Origin of the sequence: Burkholderia puraquae, from assembly GCF_002099195.1 — a bacterium.
GTDB lineage: Bacteria > Pseudomonadota > Gammaproteobacteria > Burkholderiales > Burkholderiaceae > Burkholderia > Burkholderia puraquae.
Map to the genome: position 1 here is coordinate 146,106 of NZ_NBYX01000007.1, position 24,196 is coordinate 170,301.

General features: G+C 67.5%; 29 protein-coding genes and 2 pseudogenes. 8 read left to right on the top strand and 23 right to left on the bottom strand.

Going from position 1 to position 24,196, the window contains the following annotated elements; translation table 11 throughout:
* Nucleotides 1–24 precede the first annotated feature (24 nt).
* The 7 genes and pseudogenes from B7G54_RS16110 to B7G54_RS16140 form a co-directional block, all read right to left on the bottom strand.
* Nucleotides 25–213 (bottom strand): DUF3008 family protein, encoded by a 189-nt coding sequence (locus B7G54_RS16110; protein ID WP_085039946.1) that lies wholly within the window; start codon nucleotides 211–213, stop codon nucleotides 25–27.
* A gap of 118 nt (nucleotides 214–331) precedes the next feature.
* Nucleotides 332–586 (bottom strand): annotated as a pseudogene (locus B7G54_RS40225) (RNA polymerase factor sigma-54); the annotation flags it as partial.
* Nucleotides 587–741: 155 nt separating this feature from the next.
* Nucleotides 742–1,251, bottom strand: a complete 510-nt coding sequence (locus B7G54_RS16120; protein WP_085039947.1) for a ferritin-like domain-containing protein — start codon at nucleotides 1,249–1,251, stop codon at nucleotides 742–744.
* 113 nt (nucleotides 1,252–1,364) lie between these two features.
* On the bottom strand, nucleotides 1,365–1,670 hold the full coding sequence (locus B7G54_RS16125) for a hypothetical protein (RefSeq protein WP_085040086.1): 306 nt from the start codon (nucleotides 1,668–1,670) through the stop codon (nucleotides 1,365–1,367).
* 28 nt (nucleotides 1,671–1,698) lie between these two features.
* Entirely contained in the window at nucleotides 1,699–2,010 is a 312-nt protein-coding gene (locus tag B7G54_RS16130) for a hypothetical protein (RefSeq protein WP_085039948.1), read from the bottom strand.
* Entirely contained in the window at nucleotides 2,007–2,249 is a 243-nt protein-coding gene (locus B7G54_RS16135; RefSeq protein ID WP_085039949.1) for a hypothetical protein, read from the bottom strand. Before B7G54_RS16135 ends, B7G54_RS16130 begins: the two co-directional genes overlap by 4 nt.
* A 187-nt stretch (nucleotides 2,250–2,436) precedes the next feature.
* Nucleotides 2,437–2,745 carry a hypothetical protein gene (locus B7G54_RS16140; RefSeq protein ID WP_085039950.1) on the bottom strand — a complete coding sequence of 103 codons (309 nt, stop codon included), beginning with the start codon at nucleotides 2,743–2,745 and terminating at the stop codon, nucleotides 2,437–2,439.
* Nucleotides 2,746–2,923: 178 nt separating this feature from the next.
* Here B7G54_RS16140 and B7G54_RS16145 point away from each other — a divergent pair, with 178 nt between their 5' ends.
* The 3 genes from B7G54_RS16145 (at nucleotide 2,924) to B7G54_RS16155 (ending at nucleotide 4,264) form a co-directional block, all read left to right on the top strand.
* Nucleotides 2,924–3,178: a hypothetical protein gene (locus B7G54_RS16145; protein WP_085039951.1), complete on the top strand. Its 255-nt coding sequence runs from the start codon at nucleotides 2,924–2,926 to the stop codon at nucleotides 3,176–3,178.
* Between the two features lie 80 nt (nucleotides 3,179–3,258).
* A complete protein-coding gene (locus B7G54_RS16150) occupies nucleotides 3,259–3,690 on the top strand; it encodes a CBS domain-containing protein (protein WP_085039952.1) in 432 nt (143 codons plus the stop codon).
* 91 nt (nucleotides 3,691–3,781) lie between these two features.
* Nucleotides 3,782–4,264 carry a PRC-barrel domain-containing protein gene (locus B7G54_RS16155; RefSeq protein WP_085039953.1) on the top strand — a complete coding sequence of 161 codons (483 nt, stop codon included), beginning with the start codon at nucleotides 3,782–3,784 and terminating at the stop codon, nucleotides 4,262–4,264.
* A 111-nt stretch (nucleotides 4,265–4,375) separates the two neighbouring features.
* On the opposite strand, the gene B7G54_RS16160 is transcribed toward B7G54_RS16155, so the two are convergent.
* Nucleotides 4,376–5,269, bottom strand: a complete 894-nt coding sequence (locus tag B7G54_RS16160) for a LysR family transcriptional regulator (RefSeq protein WP_085039954.1) — start codon at nucleotides 5,267–5,269, stop codon at nucleotides 4,376–4,378.
* A gap of 196 nt (nucleotides 5,270–5,465) precedes the next feature.
* Here B7G54_RS16160 and B7G54_RS16165 point away from each other — a divergent pair, with 196 nt between their 5' ends.
* Together B7G54_RS16165 and B7G54_RS16170 are read left to right on the top strand one after the other, a co-directional pair.
* Entirely contained in the window at nucleotides 5,466–5,726 is a 261-nt protein-coding gene (locus B7G54_RS16165) for a DUF4148 domain-containing protein (protein WP_085039955.1), read from the top strand.
* 50 nt (nucleotides 5,727–5,776) lie between these two features.
* Nucleotides 5,777–6,976: an MFS transporter gene (locus B7G54_RS16170; protein ID WP_085039956.1), complete on the top strand. Its 1,200-nt coding sequence runs from the start codon at nucleotides 5,777–5,779 to the stop codon at nucleotides 6,974–6,976.
* Nucleotides 6,977–6,999: 23 nt separating this feature from the next.
* Here B7G54_RS16170 and B7G54_RS16175 read toward each other — a convergent pair whose 3' ends face one another.
* The 8 genes and pseudogenes from B7G54_RS16175 to B7G54_RS39050 form a co-directional block, all read right to left on the bottom strand.
* Complete coding sequence (locus B7G54_RS16175) at nucleotides 7,000–7,608, bottom strand: DUF892 family protein (RefSeq protein WP_085039957.1); 609 nt, start codon at nucleotides 7,606–7,608, stop codon at nucleotides 7,000–7,002.
* 57 nt (nucleotides 7,609–7,665) lie between these two features.
* Nucleotides 7,666–8,271, bottom strand: a complete 606-nt coding sequence (locus B7G54_RS16180) for a DUF4142 domain-containing protein (protein WP_085039958.1) — start codon at nucleotides 8,269–8,271, stop codon at nucleotides 7,666–7,668.
* A gap of 43 nt (nucleotides 8,272–8,314) precedes the next feature.
* A pseudogene (locus tag B7G54_RS39685) lies at nucleotides 8,315–8,534 on the bottom strand (NAD(P)-dependent oxidoreductase); the annotation flags it as partial.
* 102 nt (nucleotides 8,535–8,636) lie between these two features.
* Complete coding sequence (locus B7G54_RS16190; RefSeq protein ID WP_085039959.1) at nucleotides 8,637–9,206, bottom strand: hypothetical protein; 570 nt, start codon at nucleotides 9,204–9,206, stop codon at nucleotides 8,637–8,639.
* A gap of 66 nt (nucleotides 9,207–9,272) precedes the next feature.
* Entirely contained in the window at nucleotides 9,273–9,572 is a 300-nt protein-coding gene (locus B7G54_RS16195; RefSeq protein WP_085039960.1) for a DUF2795 domain-containing protein, read from the bottom strand.
* Nucleotides 9,573–9,599: 27 nt separating this feature from the next.
* The gene (locus tag B7G54_RS16200; protein ID WP_085039961.1) at nucleotides 9,600–10,628 is read right to left on the bottom strand and encodes an SDR family oxidoreductase; all 1,029 of its coding nucleotides are present in this window, start codon (nucleotides 10,626–10,628) and stop codon (nucleotides 9,600–9,602) included.
* A gap of 30 nt (nucleotides 10,629–10,658) precedes the next feature.
* Nucleotides 10,659–11,063, bottom strand: coding sequence for a BON domain-containing protein (locus B7G54_RS16205; protein ID WP_085039962.1), 405 nt, complete (start codon nucleotides 11,061–11,063; stop codon nucleotides 10,659–10,661).
* Between the two features lie 162 nt (nucleotides 11,064–11,225).
* Nucleotides 11,226–11,594: a chemotaxis protein gene (locus B7G54_RS39050; protein WP_085039963.1), complete on the bottom strand. Its 369-nt coding sequence runs from the start codon at nucleotides 11,592–11,594 to the stop codon at nucleotides 11,226–11,228.
* 276 nt (nucleotides 11,595–11,870) lie between these two features.
* On the opposite strand from B7G54_RS39050, the gene B7G54_RS16215 reads away from it, so the two are divergent.
* Nucleotides 11,871–13,463, top strand: coding sequence for a PAS domain-containing hybrid sensor histidine kinase/response regulator (locus B7G54_RS16215; RefSeq protein WP_085039964.1), 1,593 nt, complete (start codon nucleotides 11,871–11,873; stop codon nucleotides 13,461–13,463).
* A gap of 460 nt (nucleotides 13,464–13,923) precedes the next feature.
* Here B7G54_RS16215 and B7G54_RS16220 read toward each other — a convergent pair whose 3' ends face one another.
* From B7G54_RS16220 to B7G54_RS16235, 3 genes are all read right to left on the bottom strand, one after another.
* The gene (locus tag B7G54_RS16220) at nucleotides 13,924–14,112 is read right to left on the bottom strand and encodes a hypothetical protein (protein ID WP_085039965.1); all 189 of its coding nucleotides are present in this window, start codon (nucleotides 14,110–14,112) and stop codon (nucleotides 13,924–13,926) included.
* A 434-nt stretch (nucleotides 14,113–14,546) separates the two neighbouring features.
* Complete coding sequence (locus tag B7G54_RS16230) at nucleotides 14,547–16,877, bottom strand: putative bifunctional diguanylate cyclase/phosphodiesterase (protein ID WP_106408975.1); 2,331 nt, start codon at nucleotides 16,875–16,877, stop codon at nucleotides 14,547–14,549.
* Between the two features lie 53 nt (nucleotides 16,878–16,930).
* The gene (locus tag B7G54_RS16235; protein ID WP_244289346.1) at nucleotides 16,931–18,991 is read right to left on the bottom strand and encodes a putative bifunctional diguanylate cyclase/phosphodiesterase; all 2,061 of its coding nucleotides are present in this window, start codon (nucleotides 18,989–18,991) and stop codon (nucleotides 16,931–16,933) included.
* An 80-nt stretch (nucleotides 18,992–19,071) separates the two neighbouring features.
* Between B7G54_RS16235 and B7G54_RS39055 the strand changes: the two genes are divergently transcribed.
* Nucleotides 19,072–19,242: a hypothetical protein gene (locus B7G54_RS39055; RefSeq protein WP_165765581.1), complete on the top strand. Its 171-nt coding sequence runs from the start codon at nucleotides 19,072–19,074 to the stop codon at nucleotides 19,240–19,242.
* A gap of 165 nt (nucleotides 19,243–19,407) precedes the next feature.
* Here B7G54_RS39055 and B7G54_RS16240 read toward each other — a convergent pair whose 3' ends face one another.
* Entirely contained in the window at nucleotides 19,408–21,105 is a 1,698-nt protein-coding gene (locus B7G54_RS16240; RefSeq protein ID WP_085039969.1) for a M4 family metallopeptidase, read from the bottom strand.
* 380 nt (nucleotides 21,106–21,485) lie between these two features.
* Nucleotides 21,486–21,890, bottom strand: coding sequence for a hypothetical protein (locus B7G54_RS38605; RefSeq protein ID WP_133059171.1), 405 nt, complete (start codon nucleotides 21,888–21,890; stop codon nucleotides 21,486–21,488).
* A gap of 57 nt (nucleotides 21,891–21,947) precedes the next feature.
* Here B7G54_RS38605 and B7G54_RS16245 point away from each other — a divergent pair, with 57 nt between their 5' ends.
* Nucleotides 21,948–22,478: a P-loop NTPase family protein gene (locus B7G54_RS16245; RefSeq protein WP_085039970.1), complete on the top strand. Its 531-nt coding sequence runs from the start codon at nucleotides 21,948–21,950 to the stop codon at nucleotides 22,476–22,478.
* A 34-nt stretch (nucleotides 22,479–22,512) separates the two neighbouring features.
* On the opposite strand, the gene B7G54_RS16250 is transcribed toward B7G54_RS16245, so the two are convergent.
* Together B7G54_RS16250 and B7G54_RS16255 are read right to left on the bottom strand one after the other, a co-directional pair.
* The gene (locus B7G54_RS16250; protein WP_085039971.1) at nucleotides 22,513–23,262 is read right to left on the bottom strand and encodes an SDR family oxidoreductase; all 750 of its coding nucleotides are present in this window, start codon (nucleotides 23,260–23,262) and stop codon (nucleotides 22,513–22,515) included.
* Between the two features lie 152 nt (nucleotides 23,263–23,414).
* Nucleotides 23,415–23,822 carry a VOC family protein gene (locus B7G54_RS16255; protein WP_175130466.1) on the bottom strand — a complete coding sequence of 136 codons (408 nt, stop codon included), beginning with the start codon at nucleotides 23,820–23,822 and terminating at the stop codon, nucleotides 23,415–23,417.
* Between the last annotated feature and the right edge of the window lie 374 nt (nucleotides 23,823–24,196).

Here is a 24,196-nt window from a genome sequence, read left to right on the forward strand (position 1 = left end):
GCCGCCAACACACGTCGGCGTCGATCAGGCGTCGTGCTTGTGTTTCGGTTTGCCGCGGGCCGGCGTGGAGGCCATTTTCTCGAGCTCCTTCTCGCTCATCGATTTGGCCATCGACTTCGAAGGTGGTTTGAGGTCCTTCATTTTCGTTTCGCCGCGCTTGGCCGACAATGCCGCCCCCGCGGCGCGTTGCTGGGCCTGGGATTTTGCTGGCATGGCTGTGCTCCTCTGGTTGACGTGCGCATCGACGCGAGCGGTGACACGCGCACGGGTGAATCACCTGGCGGTCGCGCGTCGTCGCGGTGCCGCACGGCAGCCGGCGAATCGTCATCGCCTGGCGGCACTTCGTCACCGTGCGACGCGCAAGAACGATGCCCCGGCCCGCGAGATCCGCCGCGAACGTGACATCGGACAGCGAATCGGCATGCCGCTCGGCCGCCATCCTGTTGCGGACCGGCACCTTCGCGGGCGCGGCGGCCGCCGAAGCGGCGGCGCAAGCGCCTGATGCTGGCGGATCTGCCGCACAAGCGAGAACGGCATCGAAAGCCGCCCGACCGTTCGGTTGCCAGCCGATCGTCTCCAGAGTAATGCAGCTATCGTGCCAACTCGACGAAGCGCGTCGCGTCGCGGCTGTCGCGAGCGTGTACCTGGCGTCGCCGCAGGCCGGGGCCGCTTATTTACAACGCAGCGGCAAGTTTGGGGCACGCATTCCGCGCGCCGGGCAGCGTGCCTGGTCGCCAGCCATCATCGCTTCGCATCGATGCGGTCGACGGCCGAACGGTCGAGAAAGGCGGTCGTCAGCGCCGGCAGATGGCGCAGCAGCCATGCGGCCATGCTGCGCTCCTGTTGCAGGATCCGTTCGCAGCACGCGCGAATCTCCGCTTCGCCAGCCGCCTGCGCCGCTGCGACGAGCGAGGTATACGCGGCGATCTCGACCTGCGCGAACCCGTATCCGGCCAGCGCCCCCTTCACCACTTCGTCGGCTGACAGCATGCCGCTCGCGATCTGGCCGTACGCGGCAATTCGCGCGGCCAGGTCCTTGATCGCGGACGGCGTCGTGCCAAGCCGCATCAGGCACGCTTCGACGAGCGCCTGCTGGCCGACCGTGTCGTCGAGATGCAGGCGCAGCCGATCCTGCAACTGCGGATAGTGATCGAGCCGTTTCAGTTGCGCGGCGAGCAGCGTCTCGGCCTGCCGCTCCATCGCATAGGCATCGCGCAGCCAGTCTTCCAGATGTTCGCGCGGATTCGCCATCGCTTTCCTCCGGCCGCATCGCGGTGCGGCATGCCATGCGCCGCAATGGGCGGCGCGCTGCACGGCGCACGCGATTCCGCGCGCATACCGTGGGTGATGTGCCCGGCGTCAGGTCAGTATTGCATCAGCGGCGGCGTGCCCGGCAGCGGCCGGTCGCCCTGCGCATCGTTCGAACCCGGTGGCGTCCCGTCGGCCGGTTCGCCGCCGGCGGCACCCTGCGGCATCATGTTGCCCGGCGGCGGACGCGTGCCGTAGCGCGTATTCGCGTCGGGCATCGTCGTGGTCGACTGGGCCCCGCGGCCGTCGGGCGGCGCCGCACGCGTGCCGTAGGGACCGTTCGCCGGTTGCGTGCAGGCGCCCAGCACGCACGCGGCGGCGAACGCATGGATGCCCACGCGTATCGTCTGGATCGGCTTCATCGACATCTTCCTCCCTCCCATCGAAGGCTCATAGCCGGTTGAAATGGAAATCGCCTGCGTAGGCGGTCGGGGCGCGGCGCGCCATCATCTCGTCGAATTCCACGGCGACGCGCGTGAGCGCGCGGCGTTGCGATTCGATAGCGGCCTGCTCGAGCGCGGCGAACGCGCCGGCGTCGAACGTCACGGTCAGCGATGCCGGATGACCGTCGACGCGAAAGCCGATATGCAACGCGCCGGCCGGCCCTTCCTCGACATGAAACGGCATCGCACGCGCCTCGAAATGACGGCCGAGCGTCTCGGCGATGTCGCGCAACATGCCGGGTTTCACACGGATGCTCATCGCAGCCCCTCCTTGCGCATTCGCACGGCCGCGCCTGCCGGCGGCGCACGCACGGGCGGCTCGTGCGACGGCGGTTCGCGCTCGGGCGGCACCTGCCCCGGCGGGTCGCCCTCGGGCTGCCGGTACGGCTCGGGCGTGCCGGGCGGCACGTCGTCGGGAGCCGGCGGCTCGGGGTCCGGCTCGATGTCGGGTAACGGCGGTTCGGGGCGCTGCAATCGCTGCGTGGTGTCGTGTGTCATCGGTGCTCCATCGTTGCGATGGCCGGCGAGTCGATAGCGGACGCGACGGTCGCATACCGATCGCCCGCAAGGCGCATGCCGCCCGGGCACGTCGCCCGCCTGTCCGCCGTGACGCGCATGCGAACAGCGCTGCGCGACATGCCGTGTCTTCGCTACACCGTCCGCTGCAAATCTTGCAAGCGGGTTGCTACACGTCGTAAGCGGCCATCACGAGCCACCGTTCGCGGCCGTCGTCGCGCACATGCGCGGCGAGCGCATACGGGTCGGCTGGCTCGCACGCACGCGGCAGCGCGAACCGCGCGGGCTCGGTCGAGCCGAACGTCTCGTGGCCGATTGGCCGCACATCGGCCTTGCCTTCGAACATCCGGCGCTCGGGCCGGTAGATCAGCGGTTCATGCTTCTTCCATTCGTTGAAATAGCTCTTCAACGAATCGAATCCGCCGCCGCATACGTTGACCTCGTAGCGCACGCCGGGCCGTCGTTTCGGAATCGCCATCGTGCCTCCCGCTCGAAGTGTGCGGGGCGGGTCCCTGTTGCGCCACGCGCCGCCGTCATCGTCGGTCATCGTCTTTGCGGCAAGTCGCGTGCCGCCCATGTCCGGCGCGAACCCGTCGCGCACCGGGCACGGCCGTTGCGGAGGGGACACGCCATCGCCATCGACACGGAGGCTCGCGATGAAGGATTCGACCCGGTCCGGCCACGACGCGCCGGCACACGAGCGGCAACCCGATCCGTCGCCGCCGCTCAAGCACCGCGACCGCGCGCACACGCGCCATTCGGAGCGTCATATCGACAAGCAGCTCGAGGACACGTTTCCCGCGAGCGACCCGCCAGCGACCGGCGGCGTCACGCGCATCGAACCGGACACGCCGCCCGGCACGCACGACGAAGGGCCGTGGCAGGACAAGCGCGAACGCGGCGACGCATGACCGCCCACGGCACGCGGCTTGCTGAACCGGACGCGCACGTGCCTATCCACTGCCCCACTCAACGCGCAAGGAGAATTTCAATGCATCGCGTCAACGAAATCATGTCGCAGGACGTCGTGCGCATCGCGCCGACCGACTCGATCCGTCATGCTGCGCAACTGATGGAGCGCTACGACATCGGCGCGCTTCCCGTGTGCGAGAACAACCGGCTGGTCGGGATGGTGACGGATCGCGACCTCGCGGTGCGCGCGATCTCGGCCGGCAAGCCGCCGGAAACGCGAATTCACGAAGTCGCGTCGGGCCCGATCGAATGGTGCTTCGACGACGATTCGCTGGACGAGATCCAGCACTACATGGCCGACGCGCAGTTGCGCCGCCTGCCCGTCGTCGATCACGACAAGCGGCTGGTCGGCATGCTGTCGCTCGCGGACATCGCGACGCGCTCGGCCGGCCCCGAACGCGACGACGTCGCGAACACGCTCGAAGGCGTGTCGCAACCGAAGCAGACGTGACGGTGCGACCTTCGCCCCGTCACGACAACCCCGCGCGACCCGCAGGGCCCGCCCCGGGCACCGTCGCGCCCTACGCAGCCTGGAGGAAACCATGCAGACTTCCCATCAAGGTCAGACCCGCATCATCGGCAAGGGCGCCGCAACGGCGGCCGGCCCCGGCCCGGACGTGATGGCGGCCAATACACTGGAAGGCGACAAGGTCTATACGACCGACGGCGACGATGTCGGCAAGATCAAGGAGATCATGCTCGACGTGCGCTCCGGCCGCGTCGCATATGCGGTGCTGTCGAGCGGCGGCATCCTCGGCATCGGCGACAAGCTGCACGCGATTCCGTGGAGCGCGCTGACGCTCGACACCGAACGCAAGTGCTTCCTGTTGTCGGTGTCGTCGGAGCGGATCCGCAATGCGCCGGGATTCGACAAGGACCATTGGCCGGCGATGGCCGATCCGCAATGGGCCGAGCCGCTGCACGAGTTCTACGGCAGCGCGCCGTACTGGAGCGCCGGAGACGAACTCGGGCTGACCGACCCGACCGAGGAACTGAACGATCCGCGCGCACGCGACCGTCACTGATCGCACCACAACTCGGTGCCGGTTCGCCGGCGCATCCGTTTTGAACGCCCCGCCCGCGCGGGGCGTTTTTTTGCCTCCCGATGGCAGACGGGACGCGCGATGCGCGGGGCGCTACGCGCGATGCCGCAACGCGTCGATCACGACGGTGAATGCACGCGACGCCGGGCGACGGCTCGGATAGTACGCGTGGTAGCCGGGAAAGACCGGACACCAGTCGGGCATCACGATCTGCAGGTTGCCGTTGCGGACATGCTCCAGCACGACGTCCTCGGTCACGAACGCGATGCCGAACCCGTCGAGCGCGGCCTGAACCAGATGCGGCTGCGTGTTGCAGGTGATCCGGCCGTTCACGCGCGCCAGGACGTCGTTCTTGCCCTTCTTCAACTCCCACGCATAGATGCCCTTCGCCGTCGCGAGCCGCAACGTGACGCAATCGTGATCGAGCAGGTCCTGCGGCTTCCTCGGCGGCTTGCGGCCGTCGAGATACGAAGGCGCCGCGACCATTGCCATCCGGACATCCGGGCTGATCCGCACGGCGATCATGTCCTTCGCCACCTGATCGCCGTACCGCACGCCGATGTCGTAGCGCTCCTCGACGATGTTCGACAGCCCGTAATCGACCGACAGCTCGACGCGGATATCCGGGTAGTCGGGCAGGATCTTCCTGAGTTTCGGCCAGATGATCGTATCGATCGGATGCTCGGTGGCCGTGATGCGCACCACGCCGGCCGGCTTGTCCCTGAAATCCGACAGCGCGGCCAGTTGTGCCGAGATCTCGTCGATGCGCGGCGCTACCGCCTGGAACAGCGCTTCGCCGGCGTCGGTCGTCGACACGCTGCGCGTCGTACGCGTCAGCAGCCGCACGCCAACCCGCGCTTCGAGGTCGCGGACGGTCTGGCTCAGCGCCGACTGCGACACGCCGAGCCGCGTGGCCGCGCGCGTGAAACTGCGCTCGCGGGCCACCGCGAGAAAGACGAGCAGGTCGTTCAAATTTTCACGCGCCATGTCGAAAAGCTACTCCTGCGGGGACGGACGCCAATCGTAGCACCGCCGGCGGCGATTCATCGGATTGGCTAATAAGTCCAAGTGCGCCGTGCTACTTAATCATTCCGGCATGGCTCGCTAGACTGCGAAGCCATCGACCGACGCGTCGCGGCACAGCCCGGACGCACCGACTACCCGCTTTCCGGAGCCGCACCTCATGAATATCCGCCTTCTTGCCGCCATCGCCGCACTTGTCGCCTACGGCCCGCTGTTCGCGCAATCCGCACCGGGCCTGACGCGCGAGCAGGTCCGCCAGGACATGCTTCGCTACGAGGCCGCCGGCTTCAATCCCGCACGCATGAACCCGCGCACCTGGGTCGACGACGCACAGTCCGCCGCGGCCAGGGTGCAGGCCGGGCGCGACGACGATGCGCGCACACATCTGGCCGGGCGCGGCACGGCGACACGTTGCGATTGAGCGCGCAACCGCCCCTCCTTTCCGATCCTGTTCTTGTTCCCGTTCCCGATATGCAATCCGTCTCACCACCCGATCGCGGCACGGCAGCGGATGGCGCTGCCGCGTGGGGCGCCGTCCTCGCGATGTCGCTCGGCGCGTTCGCGCTGGTCGCGTCCGAGTTCATGCCGGTCAGCCTGCTCACACCGATCGCGGGCGATCTGCACGTCAGCGAAGGCCAGGCCGGCCAGGCCATCTCCGTATCGGGCGCTTTCGCGCTGGTCACCAGCCTGTTCATCGCCTCGCTCGCCGGCCGGCGCGACCGCAAGCCGTTGCTGCTGTTGCTGACGCTGCTGACGATCGTGTCCGGAGCGCTCGTCGCATCCGCGCCGAACTACGGCGCGTTCATCGCCGGCCGCGCGCTGATCGGCGTGGCGATCGGCGGCTTCTGGTCGATGTCGGCCGCTACCGCGATGCGTCTCGTGCCGGCGCAGCACGTGCCGCGCGCGCTGGCGATCGTGAATGGCGGCAATGCGCTGGCGACCGTCGTCGCGGCCCCGCTCGGCAGCTTTCTGGGCGGGATCGTCGGGTGGCGCTGGGCGTTCTTCAGTGTCGTACCGGTCGCCGCGGTCGCGTTCGGCTGGAAGCTCGTCAGCCTGCCGCCGATGCAGTCCACGCCGCGCGGCACGTCCACCCACGCGCTCGGGCTGCTGGCCCGGCCGCCGGTCGCGCTCGGCATGGCCGCGGTCAGCGTGTTCTTCATGGGCCAGTTCACGCTGTTCACCTACCTGCGTCCGTTCCTCGAAACCGTCACGCATGCGGCCACCGTCACGCTGTCGCTGATATTGCTCGTCATCGGCATCGCGGGTTTCGCGGGAACGGTCCTGATCGGCGGTGTCCTGGAGCGCGGGCTCTACCGGACCCTCGTGGTCACGCCCGCACTGATGGCCGCGATCGCGGTGGCGCTGATGTTCTTCGGTGGATCCACGGCGGCAACCACCTGCCTGCTCGGCGCATGGGGCCTGCTCGGCACCGCGGCCCCGGTCGGCTGGTGGACGTGGCTCGCGCGCACACTGCCGCACGATGCGGAGGCCGGCGGCGGGTTGATGGTCGCGGTCGTGCAACTCGCGATCGGACTCGGCGCGACGATCGGCGGCATGCTGTTCGACCTGCACGGCTACCGCGCGACCTTCGCGATGAGCGCGGCACTGCTCGCGCTCGCCGGCGGGCTGGCCGTCGTCGCGGGCCGGTCAGCCGGGCGCGCCGGCGGTTGACGCCCGCACCCGGCTCACCCGGCTCACATCATCTTGCCGCGCGAACGTTCGGCGCGCGCTGCGTCGGCCGCCGATTCGACCTTCTTCACTTCCTCTGGCGGCGGCAGCACGGCCTTGAAGCCCATCGACCCGATCCACATCTCGCGCGCCCAGCCGCGCGTGTGATACAGGTGATGGTCTTCGTCGGCCTCGACCTCGTCGTGCGCGTCCTTCAGCGTCTTCGCGGCGTCACCCGACAACTGGTCGGCCGCATAGCCGATCAGTTCCCAGTTCAGGTGGTCCTTGGTCTCGGCGAGCACCACGCACTCCGCCGCGACGATCTGCGCGGCGGCCGGATCGGCCTGCTTCCGTGCCTGCTCGATCGCATGGACGAGCGCCTTCCCGATGGCCGCCACCGCGCTGCGGCCGGGCGTCTGCGCGTCGGCGTCCATGCCGAACGTCTCGAACACCTTGCGCAGCACCGCCTGGTGATGCAACGTCTCGCGATGGTACTTCTCCCATTCCTGATGCAGATCCTCGTCGGTCGCGCATTGCAGCGCGGCCTCGTAGATCTTCGCGCCGCCAAGCTCGGTTTCGTACGCCTGGCAAAGCAATTCGCGGATGCCTTCGTGCTTCGGTTGCCGATGGGCCATGACTGACTCTCCAAAAAGACGGGCCGCACGCGCGGCCCGGGGTTGAACGGGCACGCGTTACTGCGCGCCCACCTTGCGCTCGAGCGCCTGCGCCAGGCTCAGGTGATGCCGCAGCGTCGGCAGCGCGGCATTCGCAAACGCGCGTAACTGAGGATCCCTGCCTTCGCGCGCCTCGCCTTCGAACAGCGCGACGGCCTTGCGGTGCGCGTCCGGCCCGACCGCCGCGACATACGCGACGTCGAAGTCGTGCCCGCTCTTGCCGCGCAGCGCCTCGACGTCGGGATCCAGGATCTGTTCGACCTGCGGCTTCATGCCCTTGCGCGCGGCGATCTCGTTCAATTGCGCGTTCGCCTTGCCGTGATCGGCCACCATGCGCTGCGCGAACGCGCGCACGTCCGGCGACTGCGCCTGCTTCAGCGCGAGCTGGCTTGCCTGCACCTCGGCCTTGCCGGCAATCGCGGCCTTGTCGACAAATTCCGCGTCGCCGCCTTGCGGCGCCTTGGCGATTCGCGCGTCGCCCGCGCCCGACGACGGATTGATCATGCCGCCCGGCACATGTCCACTCGATGCGGGCGGCTCGCCCGGCATCTGCGCGTGGGCGAGCCCCGCAGTGGCGAGCACGCCCGCGGCGAATGCCGCGATCGTCCAGTTGGGTCGTTTCATGTGCTTCCTCCTTGCATGTGGCGTGAGGCGGCCGTCCGCCGCCGACGCTCGCGACGCCCGCCCCCTCCTTCGCGACACCCGAAACCCGTTGCGACCGCGTGGCCGATCCCGCTGTCGCCGCCCGTCACGTGCGCGACCTTGCCGGCGAGCTTGCCGCTCCCGACATAATCGGCCGCATCGTCGCGCGGCGGCAGATGCATGTCGCGCCCGGTGCCCGGCCGATGGTCCTGTTTCCGAGGCGGCGGGGTTTGTGCGGTAGTCACGGGTTCGATTCCTCCCAGAACGGTGTCGTCGATACGTCGCAAGCGGCGTGCCGTGCACGGCAAGGCCCTTATGCTTGCGTTGCGGCAAGCCGGCGTGAAAATTCAGCGCTTGCCGACGCCCGACGCAGCCTCGTCGGGCCGGCGCACCGGATCGAAGTCGCTCCACTCACCGTCCCGCCAGTCTCCCTCGACGCGCTCGATCGACGTCGCGCCGGTCGCGCGCAGCACGTCCTCTGCGGTAGTCGCGGTATCGGGCACCACGCGCACGGCGAGGATCACACCGGTTTCGCTTTGCGCGAGCGCGCCCTTGCCTTCGGCCCGCTCGCCGCGCATCCGGCCGAGCGCGCCGCCGAATGCGCCGAGATACGCGCCGGCCAGGGCGCCGGCGGCCGGCACGAACCAGTAGCGCATGCCGATCGCGTAGACGAGCAGCCCCGCGACGACGCCGATCAGCAACCCGCGCATCGCGCCGATCATCGCGCCGCGACCGCCCGGCTTCGCCGCCGTATCGGCATAGACATCGCCGCCGATCGGAAAGCGCGCGTGCTGTCCGCCCGGATTCAGGAAGAAGATCGATACGTCATCCGAACCGAATGCGCGCTCGTAAAGGTGACGCGCCCCACCTTCCGCTGCGTCGAACGTCGTAAAGCGGCCTGCGACGATCATCGTCATGGTCGTGCTCCTCGTGACGGTGGCTGCACCGCGCGCGGATCGCCCGCGGCGCAACGGGGGCGGCGCTTACATCAACCGCCCGAGTTCCTTCGACACCGACGCCGGCGTGCCGTACTCGCGATCGGGAATGCGGCGGAGCAGGTCGATCAGGTCACGGCCCGCCTGCGAGCGCTCGGCGCACTCGATGACCTCCGACTTGCTGGCCGGATAGGCGATGCCCTTCAGTGCCTTCTGCACGTCGACCGGGCCCGGCGCCTTGCCGTGCCCGCCCTGATGGCCGCCCTTGTCATGGTCTTGCTGCACGCGCTCGCCTTCGTGTGCGCGTGCGTGGCTGTATTCGTGGCCCGTATGTTGCCGGGACGTCATGGCAGTCTCCCTGGAAGACGAACGAAATCACGACGACGCATGGCGCGATCGCACAAGTGCGGCCACCACCAGCGCCGCCGCGCCGAGTGCGACCGCACCCGCCACCCTCGGCCGCTGAACCACCGTGTTGTATGCGCAACCGCGCAACACGGGCCCGTCCATGCCTTCGCGCTCGTGCAACGCATGGCGCGGCGCGTAGAGTGCGTTGTCGTCGCGCGGGCGGGCGGGGCGATCCGTGCGCTGGCTGCGCCAGAAAAGCCGGGCCGCGACGCGATCGAACAGCCGCGGCGCGTGGTACGCGCTCGCCGACGTGAACTTCGCCGCACCGCCCACGAACAGCGTGCGGCGCGGATGCGCGGCCGCGAACAGGATCGCGTCGGCCACCAGTTCCGGGTCGTAGATCGGCGGCGGCAGCTTCGCCTCGACGTTCATGTAGTTTTTTGCGTGCATCACGAACATCGTGTCGATCGCAGCCGGCTTGATCAACGTGACGGACACCGGCAGATGGTCGCCCTCCATTTCGAGCCGCAGCGAATCGGTAAAGCCCTTCACCGCATGCTTCGACGCTGCATACGCGCTCTGCAACGGCACGGGCACGTCGGACGCCTCGCTGCCGATGTTGATGATTGCGCCGCCGTGGAAGTCGCTTTTGCGCCGGAAGTGGTCGGACGCGACGAGCGATCCGTGCACGACACCCCAATAGTTGGTGTCGAACAGCCTGCGCTGGTCGTCGAGCGGCACCGCGGCGGCCGGGCCGAAGATCGACACCCCTGCGTTGTTGATCCACGTATCGAAGCCGCCGTAGGTCTCGACGGCCTGCGCGGCCGCGCGCTGCAGGTCTTCGAGGTTGCCCACGTCGCCCGCCACCGCCACCGCGAGGTCGCCATGCTGGCGAATCTCGTCGCACAACGTGTTGAGCGCCGCCTCGTTACGCGCGAACAGCACCAGCTTCGCGCCGCGGCGCGCAGCCTTGCGCGCGGTGACGAGGCCGATGCCGCTCGTCGCGCCGGTAATCACGATCGTCTGCTCGCCGACCGGTTTGAGCATGCAGTTCATGGCTGAACTCCTTGTGCGGCGCCGCCGCGGTCACTTGGCCCGGATCGTCAACTGGTCGCGTACGTCCCGTACGCCGTCGATCTGCTTCACGACGCTGACGGCCTGCGTGCGCTGCTGCTCCTCGGGCACGCTGCCGGTGAGCGTCACGATGCCGTGCCGCGTCTTCACGTGGATGTCGCCCGACGACAGGCCGTTCGCACCGACGAGTTCGGCCTTCGCCTTGGTCGTGATCGTCGCATCGCGGATCTTCATGCCGGTCGCCGAATGCGAAGCGGACGCCGACATCGACGCGGCGCTGTCGTCGCCGGCGGCGAACGCGTTCGGCACGATCGCCGCGCACGCGGTGGTTGCGGCAATCGCGATCGCCATGCCGGTGCGCGTCGCCATGCGACGACGGAACCGCAGGGAGCGGGCTTGCAACGGAAATGCCTTCATCGTGACCTCCTTTCGTCGAGCCGGCGTGGCCAGCGGGTGAACGGCCGAGCGCAAATCGCGTGCCGATGTCGTTGCCGATACGCGACAGACGCGCATCGCGACGCCGATCAGCTAGCGGATGCGCCAATCTGCAATGCGATTGCAGTTTTTGCGTGTCGGGCGTCACGGCGCGCCGTCATCGGCCGATTCGCCCCGGTCATTCAGTTCCTCCGTGCGATCCGGCCCGCTCAGCCGCTCGGTGCGATCCGGCGTGATGTCCGCGCCTTCGTCGAGTGTCGAATCGCCGTCCGCCGACGCGCGCTCGCCCGTACCCGCGCGGTCCGTATCGCTGTCGAGCGATGCATCGCCGCGTTCGAGCGCGTGATCGTCGAGGGGCGAATCGATGTCGAACGGATGACGCCGCGCGCCTGCCGTGTCGCTGCCGCTGTCGGACGAGTCGCTCGGCCCGAGTGCGCGCCCGTCTCGGCCGCGACGGGCGTTGCCGTCGTCCGGGTCGGCCGGTTCGTTGTCGGGGTTCAGCGTGCTGTTCATGTGGCTCTCCTTGCGAGTCTCGCGGCCGCTTGCGGCAGGGCAGCCGCGGCACGGCACGCGAACCGGCGGCCCGTGCAATCGTCATGCCGCGACGCGCGCCGGAACCGGTTGCTCGCTGCCCGCACGAAGATCGGCACAACCGATGCGCGCCCATTGATCAGCCGAATTGAGTTCGCTTATGCTTCCCGGGTGCCAATTCGATTCGTATTGCCGCCGCCGGCACGCCCGACGGCGGCCGGGTGGCCCTTGTCCGCCCGCCTTCGACTCGCCGCTCCGATGACGAAAGACGATACCGATCCTCGCTCGCATCCCCCCTCGCTCGGGCAGTCCGACGCGCGCGACCTGCTGCACCGCTTTGCCGAGTTCCGGTTCCAGACGGTGGTCGAATCGATCACCGACTACGCGGTGTTCATGCTCGATCCGCACGGCAATGTCGCGACATGGAACGCGGGTGCTGAACGCATCAAGGGCTATCGTGCGGCGGAGATCGTCGGCCACCACTTCTCGCGTTTCTATCCGCCCGACGCGATCGCGGCCGGCCGGCCGTCGCGCGGGCTCGACGAAGCGGCCCGAAACGGCCACTTCGAAGACGAAGGCTGGCGCGTGCGCAAGGACGGCTCGCAGTTTTGGGCGAACGTGACGATCACGCCCGTGCACGATCACACGAACCAGCTCTGCGGCTACATCAAGATCACGCGCGACATGACCGAACGCAAGCGGCTCGAGGAGCTCGAAGCGTCGACGCACCGGCTCAGCGTGTTCATCGCGATGCTCGCGCACGAGCTGCGCAACCATCTCGCGCCATTGCGCCATTCGGTCGGCGTACTGCAGAGCCTGGCCGATCCGGCGCCCGCGCTCGCGCAGTGCCGCGACGCCGTGCATCGTCAGGTCACGCAACTGACGCGGCTGGTCGACGACCTGCTCGACGTCGGGCGCATCACGGCAGGCAAGGTCGAGCTGGACGACCGGCCCATTACCGTGCGCGACATCGTGTGCCGCGGCGTCGAAAGCACCCAGCCGAAGCTTGCCGCGCGCGGGCAGCACATCCACGTCGATCTGCCATCCGATCCCGTGCCGCTGCAAGGCGACGATGCGCGGCTCGTCCAGGTGCTGCATAACCTGCTCGACAACGCGTCGAAGTTTTCGCCGCTTGGCGGACGAATCGACGTCGGCGCCCGGATCGAGGGGCCAGTCGTCGCGATCCGCGTGACCGACCGTGGCGTCGGCATCGTGCGCGGCGCGCTCGAAACCATCTTCGATCTGTTCGAGCAGGAAGGCGGGGCGGGCCGGCGGCCGTCCGAGGGCTTCGGGCTGGGTCTTGCGATCTGCCGGACGTTCGTCGAACTGCATGGCGGGCGAATTTCAGCCGAAAGCGCCGGGCCCGGTCACGGTGCGACGTTTACGGTGCGGTTGCCGATCGACCGGATAGCGCGCGCGGCACGCGGCGACGTGCGCGGGCCGGTCACGTCTGCGCAGACTGGCACCACGTCGCTACGTATCGTCATCGTCGACGACAACCGCGATTCGGCCGACACGCTCGCCATGCTGCTGCAGGTGAAAGGACACGCGCCGCGCGTCGCATACAACGCGAACGACGCACTGGCGCTCGCTCGCGACTACGCACCGCAGCTGATGATCCTCGACCTGACGATGCCCGACATCGACGGCTTCATGTTGCTGCGCGAACTGCGCGCGATCGACGCGCTGCGCGACGCGACCTGCGTCGCGCTGTCCGGTCATGCCGGCGCGGCCGACCTCGCCCGCACCGAACGCGCAGGCTTCGACGAGCACCTCGTGAAACCCGTCGAAATGACCGTGCTCGATGCGTTGCTGCAGCGCGTTGCGCGCCGGGTTCGACATACATCGTAGCCGCCGTGCTCAGGCCACCGCGCGGCACATCGCCGCGCATGCGTCACACGCGAGCGCGCAGCGTGCGCCCCCGGGTTCCGCCAGCCGACCCAACCGCGATGCGTCATCGTTCGTATTGACGACGCCGGAGAGCGTTCGGCTTCGCCGCGACGAAGCATGCGATCGTGAATCGAGTGGGACGCATCGATAGGTTCGTTTGTTTTGTAGTCGTCGATCGTCCAATCGCTGCATGCGGTGATTTTCGTCACCATGAAATCGAGACTTCTCAAGCCGCGCGCGCTCGTGCGCCGGTTTGCCGCCCGTCGTGAAGGTTCCCGAAACGGAACGGGCCACCGGCAAGTCATGCGCCGGCGAAGCGACGCGCTCGTCGCGCGCCGTCATGCGCCCGCCGTCCGGCGGGTGCGTTTCACATGGATCGAATCAGGGAGAGCGGCCGGACGGCGAGATCCGCGTAACCGGATTACCGCTCGCTGACCTTCACGCGCGGCAGCCATTCGGCCTCGGCGCCCTGCGTGCCTTTCAGATACGCGGGAGTCGCGTCCTGCGCGTGCGCGTCGAAGCGGCGTACCGCCTCGGTGTCGATATGCCGGCCGTCGAACGTCGACTGGCGACGGGTCATCATGTTGATGCGAAGGCGTTTTGCCGCCATGATCGGTATTCCTTGAAAAACGGGACTCCGCCGACTGGCGAAGTGCCATAGATGTACGTGAGAAAGATGTCGCTGCGATGACGCGGGGTGCGACGCGAATCCCCCGCGATCACATGGCTGCGCGGCAGGCAGCTCAGCGCTCGGCGCCATGCCGGCCCGCTTGCTCCAGCGCCTCGAGGTAGCGATGGACTGGCACTGCAGCAAGCCACTCATCATGGACAAGAAACAACGCGTCGAGTTCAGTGCGCTCAGCGTCCGTCAAGACCCGCGAGTCACCGCTTTCTGCCCCCGTCGCCCTTGTGCTGCTCCTGGCGTTGCTTGCCGTCGGCGGGTCGTCGAAAGTGCACCGCACCGCGCCGCGATGCAGCAGCCGTCGATCGACCGCTTCGCCGCAGCGGCTGATGCGGCGACGAAATCGCTCGTCTCGTCGGCGCTTACGCCCGCCTGGTCGTGGCCTGAGCCGCCTGCGCGGCCCGCTCGATCCAGCGGACGGCCGGCGCATCGTGCTCGCCCGGCGCGGGCTTGCCGATCAGGAAGCCCTGCACCTCGCGGCAGCCGGCATCCGTGATGCACGCCAGCTGCTCCTCCGTCTCGACGCCTTCCGCGACGGTCGTCACGCCGAGACGCTTGCCGAGATCGGCCACCGCGCACACGACGGCCGCACAGTCCGGGCGCGTAACCGCATCGCGCACGAAGCTGCCGTCGATCTTGATCTTGTCGAACGGGAATGCGCGCAGATGCGCGAGCGACGAGAAGCCCGTGCCGAAGTCATCGAGGGCGACGCGCACGCCCATCGAACGCAGCGCGCGCAGGTCGGCGATGGCCTTGCCCTCGTCGTGCAGCAGCGCGGTTTCCGTCACCTCGATTTCCAGCCGGTCGGGCGTGAGGCCCGAGCCGGCCAGTGCCGCCGCGAAGGCCGGCACGATCGTGCCGTGGCCGAGCTGCCCCGCCGACACGTTGACCGCGACGCGCACGCCGTCCGGCCAGCGCGCCGCCTCCCGGCATGCCTGGTCGAGCACGAAGCGGCCGAGCCGGTCGATCAGGCCGCCGCGCTCGGCCACCGGAATGAAGCGGCCCGGCGAAATCCAGCCGGAGCGCGGGTGATGCCAGCGCAGCAGCGCCTCGCGCGTCGTGATCTGGCGGGTCCGGACGTCGACGATCGGCTGGTAGAACACGTACAGCCCCTGTTTCTCGTCCAGCGCCACGCGCAGCTTCGATTCGAGCGCGACCCGCTCCTGCGCGCTCGTTTCCATGTCCGGCGAGAACATCCGGTAGGTGCCCTTGCCGGCTTGCTTGGCCGCATAGAGCGCCATGTCCGCGCGTGACAGCAGCACGCCGGCGTCGTTGCCGTGATGCGGCGCCAGCACGCAGCCGATCGACGCGCCGATGCGGAACTGCCGGTCGGGCGACGGCGCATAGGGGGCGGCGAGCGTGTCGACGAGCCGCGCGGCTGCGCCCATCGCACCGTCCGCGTCGGTGTCGCGCAGCAGCACCGCGAATTCGTCGCCGCCGATGCGCCCGAGCATCATCGCCGGCTCGGGGCACTGCCCGCGCAGGCGTTCCGCGACCTGGCGCAGCACCGCGTCGCCCGCCGAATGCCCGCACGCGTCGTTGATCAGCTTGAAGCCGTCGAGGTCGATGAAGAGCAGCCCGAGCACCTTGTCCGAGCGTCGCAGGCTCGCGTCGAATTCGTCAAGGAAGGTCGCGCGGTTCGGCAGGCCGGTGAGCGAATCGTGATGCGCGAGCTGGTGGATGCGCGCCTCCGCCTCGGCCTGCTGCGTGACGATCGACCACGACAGCATCGGGCCGAGGTAGCGCCCCTGGGTATCGCGCACGGCCGAGACCTGGATGTCGAGCACTTCCGGCCCGAGCCGGATGCGGGCGCGATGCGGCAGGTTCGCCGGATCGGCGAGCAGGCGGCGCTGGTGCTGCGGGTGCGGGTGGAAGAAGTCGATCGGCGCGCCGAGCGCATCGTCCGCGCGGATCGGCAGCAGGTGCTCGATCGAGCGCAGCAGGTTTCGCGACGCCGCGTTCAGGTAGTTGATGCGGAACGTCTCCGGGTCGACCGTCATCACGGCCACCGGCATGTCGTCGATCATCCGCATCAGCCGTGTCTGCGCCTGCTCGCGTATCCGCGATTCGGCCTGGGCATCGACGGTGCGCTGGAAGCCCCGGTAGTTGACCGAGATGACGGCGATCAGCGCCGCCGACACGAAGGCCATGTTGACCGCGGTGGCGACGAGCGTCGGCTCGCGCGTCGAGAGGAAGAACCCGATGAACGCGACGTTGACGATCGCGGCCACGCTCAGCGCGGCCGCGCGCAGGTACATCAGGCTGAAGATGCAGCCGATCACGGTGATCGCCATGTAGAACGCCACCTGGGCCTTTTGCCACGCATCGCCGTACGGGAACAGCAGCAGCGCCCAGGTGGTGAACGTCGCCGCGATCGGGATCACCAGCCAGTTCGTGACCGTGAGCGCGCGCAGCATGGCGTCCGGCGTCGGCTCCAGCAGCCGGGCGCGGCGCCAGTGCAGCAGCCGCGCGAGCGACACGAGCGTCATCGCGGCCGGCATCGCGACCGACAGCCACCACGGCGTGCTGCCCAGGTGCGTGACGGCGAGGCTCCAGGTGCTCGAGATGAGGATCAGGTACATCACCGGGAACTGGCCGGCGAATACCCGGTACTGCGCCGCGAGCAGGTCCGGGTTCCGGACCGGCGCCGCGAGGCTTGCCAGTCTTGCCATCCGTGCGTAGTGGGTTTTCATGTGAGCCTGCATGCTGCACCCCGGGTTCGGGTTGCCGTGTCCGACGACGCCGGTTACCCGCGCGGGCCCGCGTCCCTGTCGGCCTCGACAGCCGATTCGGACGCGAGAACCGGCGCGCCGGCGCGGTTGCCGCCGGTCAGCGCGATCTGCCCGCTGCCGACGATCTCGTTGAGTGGTGCGGGCCTGCCGAGCAGGAAGCCCTGCGCTTCGTCGCAGCCCTCGTCGGTCAGCAGCGCAAGCTGGTCGCGCGTCTCGATGCCTTCGGCCAGGATCGGAATGCCCAGGCTCTTGCCGAGCGCAAGCACGGCGCGGATGATCGCGCGATCCTGCGGTTTCGCTTCCGCGTCCGCGACGAACGACTGGTCGAGCTTGATGCGATCGAACGGGAACGAGCGCAGCGTGTCGAGCGACGAATAGCCGGTACCGAAATCGTCGAGCGCGATGCTCACGCCCAGCGCCTTGATCTGCCGCAGCGTGTCCAGCGCGCGCTCGCGGCCGGCGAAGATCGTCGATTCGGTCAGTTCCAGTTGCAGGCGCGACGCCGGCAGGCGGGTTGCTTCGAGCACGTCCGCCACCAGCGCCGTCAAGTCCGCGTGCATGAACTGCACGGCCGAAACGTTCACCGCGACGGCATAGGGCGGCTCCCACGTGGCCGCCCGCGCGCATGCCTCGCGCAGCACCCATGCGCCGATGTCCAGGATCACGCCGTTTTCCTCGGCGAGCGGAATGAACTCGGCGGGCGGAATCGTGCCGAGCGTCGCATGCTGCCAGCGCAGCAGCGCCTCGTAGCCGCGGATCTCGCCGGTCGCGAGCGAAGTCTGCACCTGGTAGTGGATGCTCAGCTGGTTGTCGGCCACCGCGCGGCGCAGGTCGGCCGCGAGGCTGCGGCGCGCGCGGACGATCAGGTCCATCGCCGGCTCGTAGAAGCAGATCGATTGCGAGAGGCTGCCCTTCGCGCGATACATCGCGAGGTCCGCGTTGTTGATGAGGATAGCCTTGTTGGTGGCGTCGTCCGGGTAGATGGCGACACCGAAGCTCGCGCCCGGCACGACCTCGTAGTCGTCCAGCCTGACCGGCTTGTAGAGTGCCGACTCGAGCCGCTCGAGCAGATCCATCAGGCGTGTGTCGTCGTTCATCCGGCAGAGCGCCGCGAATTCGTCGCCGCCGATGCGGGCGACGAATTCGCCTTCGCGCAGCAGGTTCGCCATGCGCCGTGCGAGGATGCGCAGCACCTCGTCGCCGGCGTGGTGGCCGCGCAGGTCGTTGATTTCCTTGAAGCGGTTCAGGTCGATGCCGACCAGCGCGAGCTTCGTGCCGCGTTCTTGCGCGAGCGCGATTTCGAGGTCCAGCCGCTCGTTGAAGCTGGCCCGGTTCGGCAGGCCGGTCAGCATGTCGCTCAGCGCCAGCCGGCGCAGGTGCTCGAGCGATTCGGCCCGCACGTTGCTGTCGATCAGGTAGCTCACGAGCCCTGTGCAGACGATCACGAGCGACGTACCCGCGACCGCCAGCGCCAGCGCCAGCGGGCGCAGCGTGCTCGCGTCGGTCCACGCGCCGTCGAGCGTCAGCGGCGTGATGCGTAGCGCGGACATCCCGGTGAAATGCAGGGCGAGGATCGCGAGCGACAGCACGCCGGCCATCTGGTTGACCGCGTGCGGCGACGGCCGCAGCGCGAGGTGCAGCGCGAGCGCCGCGAGGGTGATCGACAGGAACACCGACGCGATCAGGTAGCCGACGTCCCACGACACGATACCTTCGACCCGCCACGCGAGCATGCCGGTGTAGTGCATCAGCACGATCGCCACGCCGACAGTCGCGCCGCCGAGCGCGGGCGCGGCCCTGACGGTGCGGCAGGTCGTCAGCGCGAAGCCGATCGTGCTGCCGCCGACCGCGATGAGCAGCGACACGAGCGTGAGCGGCAGGTTGAAGTGCACGGGCGCGCCGGCTTCGAAGCCGAGCATCGCGATGAAGTGCGTGCACCAGATCGCCACACCGGCCGAAATGGCCGTCAGCACCTGCCAGCCGAGCCGCTGCGTGCCGGCGGTGTTGACCGTGCGCTGGAACAGGCGCGCGGTGACCCACGAGCCGCCCCCGCACAACAGTGCGGCAAGCAACACCAGCCAGTGATTGTGCCGATGAACGATGCACCCGAAAACTGTCGCCAAAACCTTTCTTCCCCTATCCGTCGCATGGGCTGATGCCGTTCCTGATCGACTCGGCGGGGGCGATGCCGCTTCGATCAGGCGCGCCTTCAAGATATCGGCATGCGATGAACAAACTGAACGCCGCGCGGCTGGGCGCAAACGATTGCCTGGAAGAAATTTTTTTGGGGAAAAGTGCCGGAACGAGGCAGGCGTGGCGAACCTGATGAAAGCCGGCTCCAAAAGATCAACCGCCTGCAATCGCAGGCGGCTGATCGACATCTGTGCGTCATTCCCCTGAGCGTCGCGTGGCCTCGATCGGTTCGCACTTCCCCGAAGCGAAGGTACCGCCACGCGATCTCAGGGCGTTCAACGCACTGGCACAGGCGCCATCAATTCACCCCGACCGCGCTCCAGGCACGTGCGACCGTGGCGCTTTCGGCCGAATTCGCGCCGTACAGGTCGTTCGCCGCCTGGATCGATGCACGTCGTGCGTTCGGGTAGCTGGAGTTGGCGTTCAGGTACACGGTCAGCGTCCGGTACCAGATCTTGCCGGCCTTCTCGCGACCGAGGCCGCTGAATGTCGTGTCGCCGTTGCAGACCAGTTGCCCCTTCGTCAGCGAGGTATCGGTCGACGGCACCGTCGGGCCTTCGGCCAGCAGGTAGAACAGGCGGTTGCCGACGCCCGACGTGTAATGCGGATCATGGCGCGGATTCGACCACGAGAATCCACCGGACGGATAACAGCTGAACGACCGGCCGTCGAGATCCTGCTTGTACATCTTGCGCAGGCCGCCGCTCACCACGCGCGCACCGATCACGTAGTTGCCGGGATCGTTCGGGTTGTTGGCGTAGTACTTCACGAGCGTGCCGAATATGTCGGACGTCGATTCGTTCAGGCCACCCGCGTCGCCCGAATAGTTCAGGTTGGCCGTGGCCTCGGTCACGCCGTGGCTCATCTCGTGTCCGGCGACGTCGACCGAAACGACCGGTTTCGGCAGACTGGTGCCGGGCTGGCCGTCACCGTACACCATCACATGCGACGAGAGCCATGCCGCATTCGCGCCGGTCGTGCCGCTGCCCGTATTGAATACGACGTGAGCGTAGCTCTTCACGCCGCGACCGTCGTTGAAAATGCCATTGCGGTTGTGCGTGGTCTTGTAGTAGTCCCAAGTTAACGCGAGACCATAATCGATGTCTGCGGCGACGGTCTGCCGGTCGGTGGTCGTATTGTTGCCCCACACGTTCGTGCTGCTCGTGAAGATCGGCAGGTCAGTCGCCTGCTCGACGTCGTCCGAGGTCAGGCCGCGGCCGTCGTAGACCGAGCCTGAGCCGCGGCCCGGATCGAGCATCCGGTACGCGTTCGTGCCGGTCTGGTCCGTGGTGAGCGTCAGGTTGCCGTAGTACAACGAGCGGCCGGTGCCGGTCGCGGCGGCGGTCTTGATCAGGTCCTGTGCGTCGAGCACGGTGCCGTTGCGCGCATCGACGTAGTACAGCACGGCATCGCCATGCGCATCGGTCGCCTTGCCGTATACGCGCACCGCGTAGGCCAGCGTCGGTGCGACGTCGCGTGCGAACACGACGAGTTCCGCGTCGTCCACGCGGCGCACGTCCGAGTTGAAACGCGCGGCTGCGATGCGCTTGACCCGGGCGGCGCCGATGTCGGGTGCGTTGCGGACCACGGAGCGGTCTCCGACCTTGCCGATCGTGCCGGCGAGGCTGATCGGTGCGAGCTGGGTCACGCTCGCCTGCTTCAACTGCCCCTTGCTCGAATGAACGACAACGTCACCGCCGATCACGGGCAGCCCCGCGTAGAAGCGGTCGAAGCGCACGTGCTCGGTGCCGTCGGGATCGACGATCACGTCGCGTACCTGGAACTGATCGCCATCCGTCGGCGCGCTCGCTTGCGGCCCCGCGAACTTCAACGTGCGTGCTGCGCCGCCGGCTGCGAGACTGAAGGCGGACGGGTTCTGCTGGATCAGTTGCAGGGCCTTGTCGACCGTGGCCGACTGGTCGGCGGCCTGGGCAAAAGCACTGAGACTCGCGACGGTAATCGCAGTGATGGACAGCAGACGAGACAGTTTCTTCATGTAATCCCCCAGGTTATGTGTGGGTGACGTTAGAGGAATGCATCAAGTACAGACTTTGATGTAAGACATGTCACGAACCGCAGAGGGATGCTAGAAGGTCATTTTTATAATTACAAGATATTTTCTAACAGGTTAATTTTTTCTGTCGGCGGTGTTAATCGAGTCATGGTTTGGTGAGGAATTTGAAATGATCTCGTCGGCCGCGATGGCGTTATCGGCAACGTTGCGTCGGCGGAATGTGCGTGGCGAGCCCGGTTTTGCTCGGCTATGCCATTGTGTGGCGTGGGTCGAGCAGGACCGGCGATGTGAAGCCGGGGGAAAGCGGCAGCTACTATTTGCTTTATTAAATATTGATTTTGATTGTTGCCTTTCCCGGCGCGTCATTGCAATTTCCCAATGACGCTGCGATTCAGGCTTTGGATGGCGGCGCCTTTGAATTCGTAGTAAACGGCTGGCGAGCGACGCACAGGATTAATGCTTTCTACGAATCTTTCTTTCGGGCGACGCGGCGCAACTGATAGCGTGTGCGCGTCACACTTGCGCTTGCATCGGAAGATCCGCGCAAACAGGGCGTGGTTGATTTCGATGCGGTTTGCCGGAGTTGACCGATCTGGATCCGAGGGGATCCCCGCAGCGACGAACAGCGCGCTCGCTCCGCCGAAGACGTGCCCACGCCCGGTCAACGCTTGCACGCGTTGCCGATCGCCTATCGCGCCAGCCATGCATGAAGCGGGGATGGCGCGCAACACGGCCGGCTGCCTGACACCGATCGAAGATCGCAGCATCGTTTCGGGGGCATGAGGCACAATAGGCGGCTTCAAGAATCAACCGCGGCCAAACACATGCGCTTCGTCGTCGTTGGAACCAGCGGTGCGGGGAAATCCACCTTTTCCAGCCAGCTGGCGGCCGCGGCAGGCTGCCCGTACGTCGAGCTGGATCGACTCTACTGGGGCCCCGACTGGACAGCTGTGCCGCCGGAACAGTTCGAGCACGCCGTGCTGGCCGCGACGGCCGGCGACCGATGGGTCGCCGACGGGAACTACAGCGCGGTGCGCGACGTGCTCTGGTCGCGCGCCACGCACGTGATCTGGCTCAACTTCGGGAGGCGGACGGTGTTCTCCCGGGTGCTCTGGCGCACGTTGAGCCGCGGGCTCATGCGCACCGAGCTTTCGCACGGCAACCGCGAGTCGCTGCGGATGGCATTCTCCCGCGAGTCGGTGCTGCTGTGGTCATACACCACGTTCGCAAAGAATCGCGTCAAGTTTGCCGCCCTGCGTGACGACCCGAAATACGCGCATCTGCACTGGACGGAAATCACCCGGCCTTCGCGCACCCGCGCGGTCATCGACATGCTGGCCCGTGCCAGCGGTTGAGCGCAGCGCGACACGCCTTCGCGCCAACAGGAGATTACTTCACGGCAGCATTGCCTCCGTCGGCGAACAGGGCCGAGCCGGTAACGAAACTGGCCATCGGGCTCGCCAGGAACAACGCTGCCGATGCGATCTCGTCGGGGCGGGCGATGCGCTTCATCGCGTGGAGCCCGGCCGCCCATTCCTTCTGCTCGCGGTCTCCACCCATCGCAGTGTCCACACCGCCCGGCAATAGGGCGTTTGCCCGAATCCCCCGTGCCGCATAGTCCGCAGTGATTCCCTTCACCAATCCCATCAGGCCGGCCTTGGACGCGCCATACGCGGCCATGCCGGGAAGCCCGACGCTCGTTCCGACGAAGCTGGACGTGAAAACGATCGAACCGCCTCCGCGTTCGAGCATCACGGGAATCTGGTTGCTTGCTCCCAGGAAGGCCGCCGTCAGGTTGGTCGACAGCGTTTGCTGCCAATCGTCGAGCGAGATGTCGGCGAGTGGCTTGAGCGGCCCGACCGCCCCCGCGTTGTTGATCGCGATGTCGAGGCCGCCGAACTCGTGCAGGGCCGTCGCGACGAGCCTTCGATGCGTATCGACGTGACAGACGTCGCCGGCGCATGCACACGCCTGCCCGCCCTGACGACGAATCTCGTCGGCAACCTGATTCAGCGTGGCTTCGCTTCGCGCGCCCAGGACGATCGATGCGCCCTGCGCCGCGAACATCAATGCGATCGCCCGGCCGATTCCGGTCGAGGCGCCGGTGACGATAGCTACTTTCCCTTCGAGTACGGTCATTTTTTTTACATCCCGTGAGTTAGGTTCGTCACGGCAATGTATGTGACCGTACGCAGGCAGACACTCCGTTTCTTGCTCTTGAAGTCTTGCGCAACGGCAAACGGCGTGTAGGGTTGAGGTTGGTGCGGTTCGCCGCGCGACGCGTACCTGCGTCAGTCGTCGAACGTGCCGCGATATTCCGGCGCGGCATCCGCGCGCGTGTTCAGTTCGAACATCACCCCGCCCGGTGCGCGGCAGAAGAAGCGCGAACCGCGCCCGTTGTTGAAGATGTCCGTCACCATCTCGACGCCCTCTTCCCTGAAGCGCTCGAACAACGCGCGGACGGCATCGAGGCTCGGCAGTTCGAACCCGACGTGGAAACTCGTCGGCCATGCCGGCACGTCGTCGCCGACGTGATCGATCACGACGTCGAAGCCCGGGCGCTTGAGGATCCAGGATTTGTCCCAGCTGCCGGCGATCGTGAAGCCGAGGTATCGCTCGAAGAATCGGGCCGTCGCCAGTGTGTCGGCCGAGGGGAAGCTCAGGTGGTTGAGCTTCATGGTTTGCGTAATGGCAGTCATTGCGAGTCTCTGTCATGCGTGGATCGGCGGAGGCCCCATGCCGTTCCGCCCGACGAATTCAGAATACGAGCCGAGGCTCACATTCGACAACTCGCATTGGACGCACGTTTCGGAAACGCGCGAATCCGCATGAAACCGTCGGCCAACGCGCGGGTGCCGAGCGCCGCGGATCGCGCTACTCGCATTCGGGCCGCGCGCCGCCGACGTCAGTCGTCCGCCCGATGCATGCGCAAACGAGCCGGTGCCCCGAAGCGCCCGGGACGCGACGCGCCGGCTACGCCCGGCGCAACCCCGTCGATCTTCATAACGCAACGCATCAAGCGTCGATGGCCCGGGGGCGACAGGCGCACCCCGGGCCGCGGAAGTCCCGCCGG

Excerpts from the sequence above, each read along its gene's own strand:
- B7G54_RS16230 (WP_106408975.1), bottom strand. The coding sequence starts at position 16,877 with ATGAAAACCCACTACGCACGGATGGCAAGACTGGCAAGCCTCGCGGCG.
- B7G54_RS16165 (WP_085039955.1), top strand. The coding sequence starts at position 5,466 with ATGAATATCCGCCTTCTTGCCGCCATCGCCGCACTTGTCGCCTACGGC.
- B7G54_RS16150 (WP_085039952.1), top strand. The coding sequence starts at position 3,259 with ATGCATCGCGTCAACGAAATCATGTCGCAGGACGTCGTGCGCATCGCG.
- B7G54_RS16250 (WP_085039971.1), bottom strand. The coding sequence starts at position 23,262 with ATGACCGTACTCGAAGGGAAAGTAGCTATCGTCACCGGCGCCTCGACC.
- B7G54_RS16220 (WP_085039965.1), bottom strand. The coding sequence starts at position 14,112 with ATGGCGGCAAAACGCCTTCGCATCAACATGATGACCCGTCGCCAGTCG.
- B7G54_RS16180 (WP_085039958.1), bottom strand. The coding sequence starts at position 8,271 with ATGAAACGACCCAACTGGACGATCGCGGCATTCGCCGCGGGCGTGCTC.
- B7G54_RS16215 (WP_085039964.1), top strand. The coding sequence starts at position 11,871 with ATGACGAAAGACGATACCGATCCTCGCTCGCATCCCCCCTCGCTCGGG.
- B7G54_RS16245 (WP_085039970.1), top strand. The coding sequence starts at position 21,948 with ATGCGCTTCGTCGTCGTTGGAACCAGCGGTGCGGGGAAATCCACCTTT.
- B7G54_RS16125 (WP_085040086.1), bottom strand. The coding sequence starts at position 1,670 with ATGAAGCCGATCCAGACGATACGCGTGGGCATCCATGCGTTCGCCGCC.
- B7G54_RS16145 (WP_085039951.1), top strand. The coding sequence starts at position 2,924 with ATGAAGGATTCGACCCGGTCCGGCCACGACGCGCCGGCACACGAGCGG.
- B7G54_RS16160 (WP_085039954.1), bottom strand. The coding sequence starts at position 5,269 with ATGGCGCGTGAAAATTTGAACGACCTGCTCGTCTTTCTCGCGGTGGCC.
- B7G54_RS16200 (WP_085039961.1), bottom strand. The coding sequence starts at position 10,628 with ATGAACTGCATGCTCAAACCGGTCGGCGAGCAGACGATCGTGATTACC.
- B7G54_RS16195 (WP_085039960.1), bottom strand. The coding sequence starts at position 9,572 with ATGACGTCCCGGCAACATACGGGCCACGAATACAGCCACGCACGCGCA.
- B7G54_RS16170 (WP_085039956.1), top strand. The coding sequence starts at position 5,777 with ATGCAATCCGTCTCACCACCCGATCGCGGCACGGCAGCGGATGGCGCT.
- B7G54_RS16240 (WP_085039969.1), bottom strand. The coding sequence starts at position 21,105 with ATGAAGAAACTGTCTCGTCTGCTGTCCATCACTGCGATTACCGTCGCG.
- B7G54_RS16190 (WP_085039959.1), bottom strand. The coding sequence starts at position 9,206 with ATGACGATGATCGTCGCAGGCCGCTTTACGACGTTCGACGCAGCGGAA.
- B7G54_RS16140 (WP_085039950.1), bottom strand. The coding sequence starts at position 2,745 with ATGGCGATTCCGAAACGACGGCCCGGCGTGCGCTACGAGGTCAACGTA.
- B7G54_RS16135 (WP_085039949.1), bottom strand. The coding sequence starts at position 2,249 with ATGACACACGACACCACGCAGCGATTGCAGCGCCCCGAACCGCCGTTA.
- B7G54_RS39055 (WP_165765581.1), top strand. The coding sequence starts at position 19,072 with ATGCCGTTCCTGATCGACTCGGCGGGGGCGATGCCGCTTCGATCAGGC.
- B7G54_RS16130 (WP_085039948.1), bottom strand. The coding sequence starts at position 2,010 with ATGAGCATCCGTGTGAAACCCGGCATGTTGCGCGACATCGCCGAGACG.
- B7G54_RS16120 (WP_085039947.1), bottom strand. The coding sequence starts at position 1,251 with ATGGCGAATCCGCGCGAACATCTGGAAGACTGGCTGCGCGATGCCTAT.
- B7G54_RS16110 (WP_085039946.1), bottom strand. The coding sequence starts at position 213 with ATGCCAGCAAAATCCCAGGCCCAGCAACGCGCCGCGGGGGCGGCATTG.
- B7G54_RS16255 (WP_175130466.1), bottom strand. The coding sequence starts at position 23,822 with ATGACTGCCATTACGCAAACCATGAAGCTCAACCACCTGAGCTTCCCC.
- B7G54_RS16205 (WP_085039962.1), bottom strand. The coding sequence starts at position 11,063 with ATGAAGGCATTTCCGTTGCAAGCCCGCTCCCTGCGGTTCCGTCGTCGC.
- B7G54_RS38605 (WP_133059171.1), bottom strand. The coding sequence starts at position 21,890 with ATGCTGCGATCTTCGATCGGTGTCAGGCAGCCGGCCGTGTTGCGCGCC.
- B7G54_RS16175 (WP_085039957.1), bottom strand. The coding sequence starts at position 7,608 with ATGGCCCATCGGCAACCGAAGCACGAAGGCATCCGCGAATTGCTTTGC.
- B7G54_RS16155 (WP_085039953.1), top strand. The coding sequence starts at position 3,782 with ATGCAGACTTCCCATCAAGGTCAGACCCGCATCATCGGCAAGGGCGCC.
- B7G54_RS39050 (WP_085039963.1), bottom strand. The coding sequence starts at position 11,594 with ATGAACAGCACGCTGAACCCCGACAACGAACCGGCCGACCCGGACGAC.